This is a genomic window from Methanoregula boonei 6A8, from assembly GCF_000017625.1.
GTDB lineage: Archaea > Halobacteriota > Methanomicrobia > Methanomicrobiales > Methanospirillaceae > Methanoregula > Methanoregula boonei.
Map to the genome: position 1 here is coordinate 416,163 of NC_009712.1, position 13,023 is coordinate 429,185.

Annotated in this window: 12 protein-coding genes; 3 read left to right on the forward strand and 9 right to left on the reverse strand. The window is 55.7% G+C overall.

Annotation, left to right across the window (positions count from 1 at the left end; genetic code table 11):
• Window positions 1-20: 20 nt before the first annotated feature.
• The 8 genes from MBOO_RS02240 to MBOO_RS02270 form a co-directional block, all read right to left on the reverse strand.
• Window positions 21-257 carry a hypothetical protein gene (locus MBOO_RS02240; RefSeq protein ID WP_198324442.1) on the reverse strand — a complete coding sequence of 79 codons (237 nt, stop codon included), beginning with the start codon at window positions 255-257 and terminating at the stop codon, window positions 21-23.
• 15 nt (window positions 258-272) lie between these two features.
• Window positions 273-446, reverse strand: a complete 174-nt coding sequence (locus tag MBOO_RS13750; protein ID WP_157677568.1) for a hypothetical protein — start codon at window positions 444-446, stop codon at window positions 273-275.
• Between the two features lie 162 nt (window positions 447-608).
• On the reverse strand, window positions 609-1,586 hold the full coding sequence (locus MBOO_RS02245) for a serine/threonine protein kinase (RefSeq protein ID WP_011991441.1): 978 nt from the start codon (window positions 1,584-1,586) through the stop codon (window positions 609-611).
• 86 nt (window positions 1,587-1,672) lie between these two features.
• The gene (locus MBOO_RS02250) at window positions 1,673-2,002 is read right to left on the reverse strand and encodes a P-II family nitrogen regulator (RefSeq protein ID WP_048068552.1); all 330 of its coding nucleotides are present in this window, start codon (window positions 2,000-2,002) and stop codon (window positions 1,673-1,675) included.
• 214 nt (window positions 2,003-2,216) lie between these two features.
• Window positions 2,217-2,657, reverse strand: coding sequence for a P-II family nitrogen regulator (locus MBOO_RS02255; RefSeq protein ID WP_011991443.1), 441 nt, complete (start codon window positions 2,655-2,657; stop codon window positions 2,217-2,219).
• Complete coding sequence (locus tag MBOO_RS02260; RefSeq protein WP_011991444.1) at window positions 2,654-3,034, reverse strand: P-II family nitrogen regulator; 381 nt, start codon at window positions 3,032-3,034, stop codon at window positions 2,654-2,656. The genes MBOO_RS02255 and MBOO_RS02260 overlap by 4 nt, the downstream gene beginning before the upstream one ends.
• 35 nt (window positions 3,035-3,069) lie before the next feature.
• Window positions 3,070-3,933 carry a PP2C family protein-serine/threonine phosphatase gene (locus tag MBOO_RS02265; protein ID WP_011991445.1) on the reverse strand — a complete coding sequence of 288 codons (864 nt, stop codon included), beginning with the start codon at window positions 3,931-3,933 and terminating at the stop codon, window positions 3,070-3,072.
• Between the two features lie 140 nt (window positions 3,934-4,073).
• Window positions 4,074-5,657 (reverse strand): APC family permease, encoded by a 1,584-nt coding sequence (locus MBOO_RS02270; protein WP_011991446.1) that lies wholly within the window; start codon window positions 5,655-5,657, stop codon window positions 4,074-4,076.
• 349 nt (window positions 5,658-6,006) lie between these two features.
• Here MBOO_RS02270 and MBOO_RS02275 point away from each other — a divergent pair, with 349 nt between their 5' ends.
• The 3 genes from MBOO_RS02275 (at window position 6,007) to kdpB (ending at window position 11,835) form a co-directional block, all read left to right on the forward strand.
• Complete coding sequence (locus MBOO_RS02275) at window positions 6,007-6,951, forward strand: bile acid:sodium symporter family protein (RefSeq protein WP_011991447.1); 945 nt, start codon at window positions 6,007-6,009, stop codon at window positions 6,949-6,951.
• 323 nt (window positions 6,952-7,274) lie between these two features.
• Window positions 7,275-9,740 carry a potassium-transporting ATPase subunit KdpA gene (kdpA, locus tag MBOO_RS02280; RefSeq protein WP_083756164.1) on the forward strand — a complete coding sequence of 822 codons (2,466 nt, stop codon included), beginning with the start codon at window positions 7,275-7,277 and terminating at the stop codon, window positions 9,738-9,740.
• Entirely contained in the window at window positions 9,733-11,835 is a 2,103-nt protein-coding gene (kdpB, locus tag MBOO_RS02285; protein WP_011991450.1) for a potassium-transporting ATPase subunit KdpB, read from the forward strand. Before kdpA ends, kdpB begins: the two co-directional genes overlap by 8 nt.
• Before the next feature lie 637 nt (window positions 11,836-12,472).
• Here the strand turns inward: kdpB and MBOO_RS02290 are convergent.
• Entirely contained in the window at window positions 12,473-12,973 is a 501-nt protein-coding gene (locus MBOO_RS02290; RefSeq protein ID WP_011991451.1) for a nitrogen regulation protein NR(II), read from the reverse strand.
• Window positions 12,974-13,023 lie beyond the last annotated feature (50 nt).

The window sequence follows — 13,023 nt, forward strand, 5'->3', positions numbered from 1 at the left end:
TTGTACCCCTCAAGCGGCACTCAGTGCGCCGGGTCTTTCTTTTCCTCTCCTGCCCTCTCCTGCTCCCTGATCACTTCCACCATCACTGAAAAAACCACGGCTTCAAGCGCATCATCGCACCCGGCAAACGCCTCGCTCGAATGCATCTTTGCAAGGATGGCGAGCCGCTCGCCGTACTTCCGGTCCTCCGGCCTGAGTTTTCTGGCCCATTGCATCCACCGGGCCGAGATGAGGTTTGCGCCCTGGCGGACGCTCAAAAAACTCCGGCCCATTTATTCCACCTCCCGTGCCTGCCGACCCCGCGGGTGTGGCCCGGAGACCGGGGACAAGGAACTGCGCAGGGCCTCATGCGAATCAAGGGATGTGATCACCGGCCGTTCCGGTGCCATTGTTGCACAAAAAACGCCCGGCAGCAGGTTTGTTCCGGTCTGGATTGCGGTCTGCATAGCACCGGATCCCTGCTGTACCCGAAAAGATAAGGATCCGGCCGTGCGGGGGGTGAAAGTGGCCGCGGTTCCGTGGTCCGCCGGACCGGCCGGCAGGAAGCGATCTGCGCATCTTGGGCAGGATTGCTCACCATAGCACCGGAAGACCGGACCTGGTGGGTGTCAGTGCTTGTGCATCAGGTACGCGGCAAGTACGACCAGGGCGGCAATCACCAGAAACCCGACAAAGACAAGAATGGTCCTTACCCAGATCTGGCGGTTGGTGAGCATCCCGCCGCCCACGGCTGCCTCGGGATCGGAAGGGAACTCCGAAAGATCGAGTTCGGCATAATGGTCCAGGTCTTTTTTCATGGCGCCCGCCGAGCGGTAGCGCTCATCGGGATCGCGGCGGAGCGCCTTGAGGATGACCGCTTCCACACCGGCCGGGATCTCCGGCCGGAACCGGCGGGGCGGGACCGGTGTGCCGGTCAGGTGCAGGTTCATGACCGCCAACGGATTATCCCCTTCAAAAGGCAGCGCCCCGGCAAGCATCTCGTACACGATCATCCCGAGAGCATACACATCGGTACGCTCGTCGCCCCGTTTTCCCTGGATCTGTTCGGGTGCCATGTAGTCCGGGGTCCCAAATGCATTGGATGCCCACCGCCAGGTAACCCGGCGGGATCCTTCAAGCAACGCGCTCCCGAAATCCAGGATATGGATCCTGCCATCCGGCCCGACAATGATATTCTCCGGCTTGAGGTCCCGGTGACAGACGCCATGCGCATGCAGGTAGTCTGTGGCCTCTGCAAGCTGGCCGGCAAAAGAGAGCCCCTCGTCAATGGGGAGCGGCGCTTTTTCGTTTAAGTAGTTACGAAGCGAGGGCCCTTCGATATATTCCATTACTAGGTAGATCGAGTCTGCACCTTCGACAAAGCTGATCACTTTTGGGATCGCCGGGTGGGAGAGTTTCTGCCCGATGGCAACCTCGCGCCGGAACCGCTCGTAGGTGGCCTGGTCGCCAAGCAGGGATACGTCCGGGAACTTGAGGATCACCTGGCTTTTGTCCGGGGCGAGCGCCTTGTAGATCTGGCTGAATCCGCCCTGGCCAAGGAGGCCGATAATGGTGTAATCGCCGATCCGGTCACCTTCTTTGAGCATAGCCGGCACCGCACCCTGTTTTCAAAAACCCCGTGCACTTCCCTTGTTTTACCCGTTGGTTCCTGCCGCCTGCAGGCCCGGTCATGTTATCTCCAGACCTCGTCAGTCCGGACCTTTGCCATAAGATCGAGCGGCCAGACAAAGATCTTCCCGTCCCCGAAATTCCCCGTCCGTCCTGCAGACCGGATGATCGCCATGACGGGATCGACGTCCTCGTCTTTGACTGCCATCTGGATCATGATCTTGGGAAGGGTGTCCACTTCCACGGTTGCCCCCCGGTATTCGAGTGTGATGCCTTTCTGCTCTCCCCGGCCGGTGATCTCAATGATACTCATTGCCACAAACCCTTTTTCTTCAAGGGCTTTTTTTACGCTATCCAGTTTTTCTGACCGGATGATTGCCTGGACCATCTTCATGAAAACCATCTTTTTTGTTTTTATTGCATTCTTGCCGTATTCTTTTCAAACCCACTGGTGATGCCGGGTAATATAATGCTACCTGCGTTTTCCTGCCGTACACGGGGCCCTTTTTCTTTTGCACCCCCGGTCATATCCGGTTTTTCCGGGCGGGAGCATGCCGGCGCCGGTGCCGGGACAAAGCCCCGGACCATGGAGAGAACAGGGGCTACGATCAGGCAAGTGCACTATCTCCCTGCTCCCCGTTTCTCACCCGGATTGCGCTGATCATGGGGCAGACAAAGATCTTCCCATCCCCGTGGCGACCGGTCTGGTTTGCGGCAACCAGGGTGTTGATAATGGGTCGGACATCGGCGTCATGTGCCACGATGATAAGCATTCTCTGCGGCAGGAACCCGGCAGGCCCCGGCTTTGTTTTTGGCGGGGACGCGGGGAGGGTCGCACCTTTGGGAACCGGCAGCCCGTCCTGCCTCTCGTCCGGGGCCCTGAATGCAGCGGGCCGTTCCTCGCTCAGGCTCCGGGCCGGGCTCAATCCTTCGGGCATACCTCTTCCTGTCACGTGCAGGAAGGTGGCACCGTTTATGCCGAGACCTTTGAGCGCTGCCTTGGTCTCCTCCACATTCTCGCTCCTGATGATCGCGATGATCTTTTTCATACGGGAGGACCGGTGGTTGCCGGAAGACCCGGGCTTCTCTTTTTGTTTTCTGCAGTCCTTATCGTGTGCGCATCATCGACATAGGTGACAAAGATCTTGCCGTCGCCAACCGCCCCGTGGCCCGGGTTCTCCTTCTGCCAGGTCTTTGCCACGGTGCTGATGATCCTGACCGCACGGGCCACGTCGATATCGGGCAGGACGATCATGAGCATCTCTTTTGGGATCTCGGAATAGTTCACAAGGCCCGCCATTAACTCTGTCTCGGCACCGTGGCCGGTGACATTCATGCGTGTCATTGCCGAAATGCCGGTCTTTTCCAGTGCATCGATCACTCTTTGTGAATATTCGGGCCGGATTATGGCCCAGATCATCTTCATGGGGTCATCATGCCTCCCTTAAACGGTCCGGCCGGTTATCCTTTCCCCAGAAGTGAGCGCCAGGAGAACGGGGACGCAGCCTGTTTTCCAACAACATCGATACGGAACATGATCGCCGTGATATTATCCGGGGCTCCCCCGGACAGGGCAAACCTGACCAGTTTTTCACATTCCCGGCTGATATCGGGCCCCTCAAGTGCGGCCCGGATCTCTTCTTCTTTTAATTCTGACCATAACCCGTCGCTGCAGAGCAGATAGGTATCACCCGGCATTGCCTGCTGCCGGAATACATCGGTCTTTAAGAACGGATCACCCCCGACAGAACGGGTGAGCTGGTGCCGGCCCGGGTGCTCTGCGGCCTGTTCTGCGGAGATCAGGTGGAGCTGGAGCATGTCGCTTGCCAGGGTATGGTCCCGGCTCAGCACGTTTACCTGTCCCTCCCGCATGCGGTAGAGCCGGCAGTCGCCTACGTGGCCGCAGACAAGCGAATCGTTTTCCAACACAACAAGGGTGATCGTTGTCTGCATCTTCTGGAAGAGTTCCGGGTCGGTCTGGGCAACACAGAAAATTTTCTGGTTTGCTTTCTGGATTGCACGTTCTATGGTGCGCTCTGCATTCCCGCCGTGCCACGAGTGGATCTCCTCTTTTATGGCCTTGATTGCCATCCTGCTTGCAACCGCACCGCCCCGGTGCCCTCCAAGGCCGTCGGCCACGACAAAGACATACCGTGAGGCCGACTCGGTGCCGGTTGTTCCTTCGACTACATGGGTAACCCAGTGCGCATCCTCGTTCTGCGATCGCGTCAGGCCCTGATGGGTGATAGCCCTCCAGGTAACGATTACACCGACAAGATGGTTCGGTACTTTTCCTGCAGGTTCAGTTGTGCCAGTCTCTCCCAAAATGCCCGCCGCCTTTAACGATAAAAAGGTAAGAATGCCGGGATCCGCAGGGCTGCTGCGGAACGATTCATTCCCGGATCCACTTTTCCTTTGTCTGCCTCCCGGCTGTTCCTGTGCTGTTCATCATACTCTCCGAAAGATTAGGCGTCGTCAACTTCCAGCCCTTTTGCCTGGGGCAGGTTCCCGGTCATAATGGGGCGTTGCTGTTTTTTCGTGTTGGAGATAAACCAGATTACGCCGGCAACCAGCCAGACTATAACCATGGCGATTGCAATGAGAGCGTCGGTTGCGGAGCTGCCACCGGCACTGATCCCAAGCCAGACTATTGCGGCAAGCATGACGAAGTTTGCCAAAAATCCGAGCAGCGGTACTATCCGGTGTTTGAGGAGGTTTGCATCCGGACGGTGGAAGAATGCCCAGAGTGCAATAAGATTTGTCAGGCCGTACAGGAGGAATGTCCCGGTATTGGATGCAAGCGTGATCTGGGTCAGGTTATCCACATTGAGGACACCGTATGCCCCAAGGGCTGCAGATACCCCGACAAGGATCCAGATGCCATAGTGCGGTGTGTCATATGTTCCGTGAAGGATCCCAAGCAGGGTGGGCATCTCTTTGTCTTTGCCCATCGCGTACGTGATCCTGACCCCGGTGTTAAGGCAGGCAAGCGTTGTCCCGATCAGGGCAAGGACCACCGTTGCTGCCATGATTAACACCAGTGCAAAGCCGGTGCCTCCCAGCATCTGGTCGCCGATTACCCGGATCATATCTCCGATAGGGGCACCGGATGCGGCTGCAGCTGCATAGCCTGAGATCGCAGCCCCGGTGGGATCGGTCCCGGTCAGCTGGGGCCCGACGAAGTAGTTGGCAGCAAAGTACTCGAACAGGTAGGCGAATGCTCCCTGGATGATAAGCGAGAGCAGGATCGCTTTTTTAATATCCTGTTTTGGCCTGAGTGCTTCCGAGCCAAGCGATGTGACTGATTCAAAGCCGACCAGCAGCAGGATAGCGATGGTTGACTGGAAGAGCAGGTTTGTGAAGTTGTGCGGTATGAGGATTGTCGAAACGGACTGCGCATAGGCGAGGTTCGGGTGCGCCTGGCGGTACAGGAGGGCAAGGATCGAGAACGCGATCAGGGCCGCAAGCTGGATGGTGTTGATGATGATCGCAGTCATCGTTGACCCGGTGATGCCGCGGTACGCGATGTAGCCATTGAGGACCGCAAAGACGATGGCAACAAGGATCTGCTCCGGGATCGAGAGATTGATCCCAAAGAGGCCGAAGATGTACACGATCAGGATGGCAGAGAAGGCCACCATGATACCGGGATAAATCCAGTAATACAAGTGTGATATCCAGCCTACAAGGAATTTGACTATCCTTGCCCATTTACGATGTTCTGCTTTTTCTTTTTCAAGAAATGAGGCTTCCGCGTAGTAATAGGACGAACCGGAGCCGGCTTTTGGATAGATGTTTGCCAGTTCCGCGTACGATATGGCGGTTAAGAATGCAAGGACCAGTGCGGCCAAAAGGCCAGTCCACATCTCCCCGGCAGTTGTCACCCCGCCATTGGTCTGCGCTGCCTGCACCTGGAATGTAGTCCAAAGAAAAGCTCCCGGCGCAATAAGCGCCATGGCGTTGACCAAAAGCGAGGTCAGGTTCAGCGTGCGTTTCATGGTTCCGGTTTTAGGAACCGCAGTCTGGTTTGCTTCTGTTGATGATGTCATCCCCTATTCCCCCGGTAGTGAGGAGCCAGAATTTGAAAGTTAATCCACGTGGTGATGGTGTTTTCAGGAGGAGAGAGGATTATTGTCGCTACCCATCCGCGCTGATCTACCATGGAAAGTACCTTCCTTCCAAGTATAATAAAAGTTTCTATTTGCACATTTGCTTTTCCAATAAGTGGCAAATTTCAAACGCCGATGATGGATCACTATACTATCTACACTAAAAATCTTACTATTGTACACTTATCGCGAATTTGCCTCAGGAACTACGTATAAAAACCGGACTGACACAACATATCCTGTACGTGTATCCTTCAGGGTACCACTCACGATCCGGGAGAGACGATCAATGGTAAAAATACTGGCCTGGATCGCGGATCATCTTCTCTGGCTCGTGCTCATTATCGTTGCCGTTTCCCTGCTCGCTCCCGGCCCGGGCTCCGGCCTTTCGTGGGCTGTTGCGCCGGTCCTTGCCCTGATGGTTTTTCTTGTCAGCTTAACGATTGGTTTTGCGGATCTGCGCGAGGTTGCCCGGCAACCGCTCGTGATTGCGTGGAGCCTTGTCCTGCAGTTCGTGCTCATGGCCACATTTTCGCTGCTGCTGGGAAAGATCCTGTTTGCCGCACACCCTGCTCTTGGAGATGGCCAGCTCCTTCTCGGGGCGCTCCCTGCAGATATCTCTGCGCCCCTTATGGTCTCTCTTGTCGGGGGAAATACGGCCCTTGGGATGGGGATGCTCGTCTCTGCCATGGTGCTCGTGCCCTTTGTCCTGCCTGCGGCCCTGTCTTTCTTTGGGGGCATTACCTTCCCGGTTCCGACCGGGTATCTTGAGGCAGAACTTTTCGGGATCATCATTGTCCCCCTGATCGCCGGGATCCTCTTAAACCAGTATGCTGAAGGCATCCGGAGGAACCGCGATGCATGGCCCGGCTTTGCTGCTCTCTGCTACCTTGTCCTCCTGTTTGTGGTAATTTCCTCAAACGCCGGGTCTATAATTTCCCTTGGGAGTTTTGCGCTGGTGCTCATTCTTGCTGAACTCCTGCTCAACTTCTTTGGGTATGGCGTTGCATACCTGACAAAAAAGATCTTTTCGCTCTCCCGCGAAACCTTCTTTTGCCTCCTCTTTATTGCCGGTACAAAGGAGTTTGGGATTGCACCGGCTGCTGTGGATTCCATGGGACTGGACCGGGCACTGGTCATTCCCTCGGCATTCTATGCGGTTGTCCAGATGATCTCGTGCCCGGTCATGGTAATGGCAAAAGATTTCCTTGCACCGGAGAAAACCCCGGGATAACCGGTCAGTTGCCGGAAAAAACGATCAGCATCCGGACCTCATCCGTACATTCTTCTGGTGCCATTCTCCCGTTTGTCTCTCATCTTTTGCGTGCTTCAGCTTTTTTGGGCCGGGTTTTTCATCGCCTCATCCGGGAGCACCTTACAGGATCCTGATCCGGGAGGACCTGGCCCGGGTTTTTGCGGCGCGGGCATGTGCGGGCCCGGATCGCAGCGTTGTTTCGTTTTTTCCAGCCTCGTCGCAAGAATAACTTTTAAATTATGGGGGCCGTAACTTCTTTCCGTAATCCTTTTATATAGAAAAATGACACCCGGCTAATGTGCATGCTTTTTTTGCCAGAAAAGGCATCGCACGGTGCAGGTGTTTCCATTGGGGCGTCGTCAGCTCTTTGGTCGCTGATCAAAAAACAGATAAAACCAGCAGTAGTGATGTTTCTTTTACTCACGATTCTCGTGGGCATTGTTTACCCCCTGGTTGTCACAGGTATTGCTCAGGTGATCTTCCCCGTACAGGCAAACGGGGATCTCGTTGTAAAAGACGGGAACGTTGTCGGTTCTTCCCTTATAGGCCAGCCCTTTTCATCGCCGGACTATTTCTGGGGGAGGCTGTCGGCAACCACGCCGGTGCCGTATAATGCCGAAGCATCCGGCGGCTCCAATCTCGGCCCGCAGAACCCGGCGCTTATTATCGAGGTCCAGGGCCGGATCGATGCGCTCCATGCAGTCGATCCTGACAACACACAGCCCATCCCGGTTGATCTCGTAACCTCTTCGGGAAGCGGGCTCGACCCGGATATCAGCCCGGCTGCTGCCTATTACCAGGTGCCCCGGGTGGCGCGGGTACGCAACCTCTCCGAAGGGGATGTTTCTGCCCTTGTTCTTGCCAACACGAAAAACCCGGTACTTGGGATCTTTGGTGAGTCTTCGGTAAATGTCCTCAACCTCAACCTCGCACTCGATGACCTGAGTGCCGGTAAAATCTCTGTTACTCCCGTAGCAATCCCAAAAGACCAACCCGCAAACACGCTCTTTGGGGTGAGCGTAAACGACTGGGCATTCCTTGTCCTGATCGGCGTCATCCTCGCACTCCTTCTTATTCCCACAGGAGAGTTCATGTTCCGGGTCTACACGGGAAAAAAGACCTTCCTTTCGCCGCTGTTTGTACCGGTGGAAGCGTGGATCCTTAAGGCATGCGGTGCCGGCAGCGACGAGGAAATGGACTGGAAATCCTTTGCTGTGGCGATGATGATCTTTTCCGTCATCGGTATCGTATTTGTATTCATCCTTCAGGAAGTCCAGCAGTTCCTGCCGCTCAACCCGCTTGGTGCCACAGCGGTGCCCTGGGACCTCTCGCTCAACACTGCGGTCAGTTTTGCAACAAACACCAACTGGCAGTTCTATGTCCCCGAGACAACGGTCAGCTACCTGACCCAGATGATCGGGCTTACAGTCCAGAACTTCATGTCTGCCGCTGTGGGTATGGTGGTGCTTGTTGCCTTCATCTACGGTTTCTCCCGCAGGTCGTCACATACAATCGGGAACTTCTGGGTATTGCTCCTCCGCAGCATCTGGATCCTCCTTCCCCTCAGTTTTGTCATTGCCCTTGTCCTTGTCTCGCAGGGAGCGCCCCAGACGCTTAGCGGGCCGGTGACCGTTCCCCTTCTTAACGCGACAAACGACTCAGGTGGCAACATCATTACCACGCAGCTGATCTCCCTTGGGCCGGCCGCGTCACAGATTGCCGTAAAGATGCTCGGTACCAATGGCGGCGGGTTCTTCAATGCCAATTCGGCGCATCCTTTCGAGAATCCGACGTGGTTTACGGACCTTGTCGAAATTGTTGCGATCCTTTTGATCCCGGTCTCGCTCTGTTTCATGTTCGGGAAGATGATTGGATCGGTAAAGAAGGGAATCGCCATCCTGATTGCGATGATGATTCTCTTTGTTCCTCTCCTTGGCTTGGGGATCTGGTCAGAGATCGGCGGAAATCCGGCGTTCACTCCGCTTGGGATCAGCCAGGCGCCCTCACACCTCCAGTCCGGTGGCAACATGGAAGGAAAGGAGGTACGCTTCGGCCCGGTCCAGTCGGCAGCATTCTCGGTGATTACTACGGTCACGAGCTGCGGTGCGGTCAATTCGATGCATGATTCGTTCATGCCGCTCGGTGGCCTTGTCCAGATCTTCGATATCCAACTGGGCGAGATCGTGTTTGGAGGCGTCGGATCCGGGCTGTACTGCATGCTCGTCTTTGTCATCATCGCCATGTTTATTGCCGGGCTGATGGTGGGCAGGACGCCCGAGCTGTACGGCAAGAAGATCGAGCCGTACGAGATGAAACTCTCTACCATCCACATTCTCATCCCGATCTTTTTGATCCTGATCGGGACGGCGATCGCGGTATCGATAACCGCAGGAACATCGATGACTGCGAACCCCGGACCTCACGGTTTCTCCGAGATCCTGTACGCGTTTAGTTCAGTCTCCCAGAACAACGGCAGCGCGTTTGCCGGGTTGTCATCAGACACGTTCTATAACCTTACAACTGCATTCTGCATGTTTGTGGGGCGTTATGCGATCGCTATCATCACGCTTGCGCTCGCTGGCGCGTTCGTGGCAAAAAAGATCGTCCCGCCAGGTGAAGGGACACTGCAGGACCACCGTCCGCTTTTTATTATCTGGGTGGTATTTACCATCCTCATCATCGGTGCACTCAGTTTCCTGCCTGCGCTCTCCCTTGGACCTGTCGTAGAATTCCTGATCCAGATGGGAAGAGGTGTTATCCATGTCTGAACATTTGGGCCCCCGGGTCCCGGCATCGGACAGGTATGATTTATACCGGCGTGCCATCATCGACTCGTTTGTCAAGCTCGACCCGCGAACGTTGTACCACAATGTGGTAATGTTCACGGTTGAGATCGGCAGTGTGATTACAACCCTGCTCTGGATCCAGGCGCTCTTTGGACCCGGTGAGGCACCGGCAAGCTTTATCGGGGCGGTCTCCCTCTGGCTTTGGTTTACGGTCCTCTTTGCCAACTTTGCCGAGGCCCTGGCCGAGGGCCGGGGCAAGGCACAGGCAGAGGCCCTAAAAAAGATGCGACAGGATACGTCCGGAAAGAAACTCAACGCCGATTACCGCTTGGAGAAAGGAAAGGAACCAGGGTCATCGGATTACACGACTGTCTCTTCGTCGAAGTTACGGAAAAACGATGTCTTCTATGTCAAAGCCGGCGATACGATCCCGGTCGATGGCGAGGTGATCGAGGGAATTGCATCGGTTAACGAGAGCGCTATCACCGGTGAGAGTGCGCCGGTTATCCGTGAATCCGGCGGCGACCGCAGTGCTGTTACCGGAGGAACAACGATCCTCTCTGACTGGCTGATCGTTCGAGTGAGTGCCGATCCCGGCGAGGGTTTCCTTGACCATATGATAAGCCTCATTGAAGGGGCGAAACGGCAAAGAACGCCAAACGAGATTGCGCTCAACATCCTGCTCGTAGGCCTGACCGCCATCTTTGTCGTAGTCTCTGCCACACTCTATGCATTCTCGGCGTACAGCGTCCAATCGGTGGGGGCCGGGACCACAGTGACGATCACGGTGCTTGTTGCCCTCTTTGTCTGCCTTGCCCCGACTACGATTGGAGGGCTCCTCTCGGCCATTGGCATTGCGGGCATGGACCGGCTGATCCGCAGGAACGTGATCACGACTTCGGGCAGGGCAATTGAAGCTGCCGGGGACGTTGATGTCCTGCTGCTCGATAAGACCGGGACAATCACACTCGGCAACCGCCAGGCTGTAGAATTTATCCCGGTCGACGACACCAGGGTAGAGGAACTGGCAGAAAATGCCCAGCTCGCCTCGCTCGCCGATGAAACTCCCGAGGGGCGCAGTATTGTCGTCCTCGCAAAGGAGAGATATGGCCTCCGTGGCAGGAGTGTAGGGGAGACTGAGTCCGGTGTGGAGATGGAATTTATCCCCTTCACCAGCCAGACCCGGATGAGCGGTGTCGATTACAACGGCACCCGAATCCGGAAAGGTGCCGCCGATGCGATGTATGCCTACATCGAATCAAACGGCGGGACAGTTACGGAGAACCTGAAACTTGCAGTGGACATGATCTCCCGAGCCGGGGGAACCCCGCTTGTTGTGGCAAAGAATGGCCGGGCCCTTGGCGTCATCCACTTAAAGGACATTGTCAAGGGTGGGATCAAGGAGAGGTTTGCCCAGCTCCGGAAGATGGGTATCAAGACCGTTATGATCACCGGGGACAACAAGCTCACGGCAGCAACAATTGCTGCTGAAGCTGGCGTTGATGATTTCCTTGCTGAGGCAACTCCCGAGAGCAAGCTCAAACTGATCCGTGAGTACCAGACCGGGGGGCGGATGGTAGCCATGACCGGGGATGGGACAAACGATGCCCCGGCGCTTGCCCAGGCCGATGTGGCGGTGGCCATGAATACCGGGACCCAGCCGGCCCGGGAAGCGGCAAACATGGTGGATCTGGATTCCAACCCGACAAAGCTCATCGATATCGTGGAGATCGGAAAGCAGCTCCTCATGACACGTGGGGCGCTCACCACGTTCTCCATTGCAAACGATATTGCGAAGTACTTTGCCATTATCCCGGTTGCATTTGCCTCTACCTACCCGGCACTCGGGGCGCTCAACGTTCTTGGTCTCCACGACGGCATTCTGTCTGCGGTGATCTTCAACGCGATCATTATTGTGATCTTAATCCCGCTGGCACTGCACGGTGTAAAATACCGGGCCATGTCTGCTGAGGAATCGCTGAGGAACAACATTCTCATCTACGGGGTTGGCGGCCTGATCGCTCCGTTTATCGGAATAAAACTCATCGACATGCTGCTTGTGCTGCTTGGGGCATAACCGCCGGCAGGATCAGTCCGGTCGGGCACTATTTTTTGCCCTCCCCCTGTTTCTCATAGTGTGGCGGCAAGAGGTGCACGATCCCCTTTAGCCGGGCCCGGGACCTGTGCCTATCCGGGCCCAATTTGAGCTTCGATTTCCCCTTTTCTCACCCAAAAAAGCCCTTATCGGGCTCCGATTTTAAAAAAGCCCAAATGGGCCGTATTTTTGCAATCGGACGAAATAAACGGTTCACTTATTCGCGTTTTGCGGGCCGAAAACGGGGCCGGATGGGTGTTTGGCTGATCCGAAAAACAGTGGCCGTTTTTGGGGCTTCCATGGCCCGCTATGGGCATTATATGGGGTTCAGATTTTGAGTGTTTCTGCAAACGGGGCGAATAAAATGAGCATTTTCCACGCGAACCAAAAAGAAGCGTTTTAAGGGCGTATTTTTGGGGTGTTTCCGAAGGGATTGGGGAAGGGCACATCGCACCCGGCGTTTTTTTTTAATTGACCGGAGGGATTTCCGCTATCTCCTTAAGATCTCCTTCCTCTCCATAAAAAAGATCAGGCTCCGGTGGCCGTGTCGTCCCGGCACGCGTTGCCAAAAAAACCGGAAGAGAAAAAACGTAATTTTGATCGTAAGCAGGCTCGTCCTTTAATCGCCCTGCACGGGTTCGAGCCGGAGCATGACAACATTGCCATCCTTGCGTGTCGAGACTTTGAAGGGGATATTCCTGAGGATATCGTCATCTTTCTTGACAAGGATTGCGGCCCGGCGATTTACCGGCAGGCCGGTTGCGTAGGTTTCTTTGATCGACTCCCGGAAGGTGCAGTCGGGGCAGATATCGGTCTGGCCACAGCCTTTGGGCCGGGTCGCATTGATGCATGCGAGCACATCCCCGCAGAGGGTTCCCCGTACGGCAGCTACCGGTTTTCCCACCAGATCAAGGGCCAGGGAGTTTGCGGCCAGGACCCGGACATCGGCATCGACCAGAAGGACAGGGGATTCGAGCTCGTCGAGGAATTTTTTCACGTTGAACCCAAAGGTCCTGAGGATCCGATCGTAACAGTCCGGGCAGACGCCATGGCTGACCGGATCCTCCGTAGAGTTACCCTCCTTAACCACACAGGAGCAGAAGGTGCAGATCGTTTTCATAGGCGGGCTCTGTGCAAGGATATGGGCAGTATTTCGTAATAATCATTAGG

Coding starts and splice junctions, on each gene's coding strand:
- MBOO_RS02270 (WP_011991446.1), bottom strand. CDS start 5,657: ATGACATCATCAACAGAAGCAAACCAGACTGCGGTTCCTAAAACCGGA.
- MBOO_RS02275 (WP_011991447.1), top strand. CDS start 6,007: ATGGTAAAAATACTGGCCTGGATCGCGGATCATCTTCTCTGGCTCGTG.
- MBOO_RS02255 (WP_011991443.1), bottom strand. CDS start 2,657: ATGAAAAAGATCATCGCGATCATCAGGAGCGAGAATGTGGAGGAGACC.
- MBOO_RS02250 (WP_048068552.1), bottom strand. CDS start 2,002: ATGAAGATGGTCCAGGCAATCATCCGGTCAGAAAAACTGGATAGCGTA.
- kdpB (WP_011991450.1), top strand. CDS start 9,733: ATGTCTGAACATTTGGGCCCCCGGGTCCCGGCATCGGACAGGTATGAT.
- MBOO_RS02260 (WP_011991444.1), bottom strand. CDS start 3,034: ATGAAGATGATCTGGGCCATAATCCGGCCCGAATATTCACAAAGAGTG.
- kdpA (WP_083756164.1), top strand. CDS start 7,275: ATGCTTTTTTTGCCAGAAAAGGCATCGCACGGTGCAGGTGTTTCCATT.
- MBOO_RS02290 (WP_011991451.1), bottom strand. CDS start 12,973: ATGAAAACGATCTGCACCTTCTGCTCCTGTGTGGTTAAGGAGGGTAAC.
- MBOO_RS13750 (WP_157677568.1), bottom strand. CDS start 446: ATGCAGACCGCAATCCAGACCGGAACAAACCTGCTGCCGGGCGTTTTT.
- MBOO_RS02245 (WP_011991441.1), bottom strand. CDS start 1,586: ATGCTCAAAGAAGGTGACCGGATCGGCGATTACACCATTATCGGCCTC.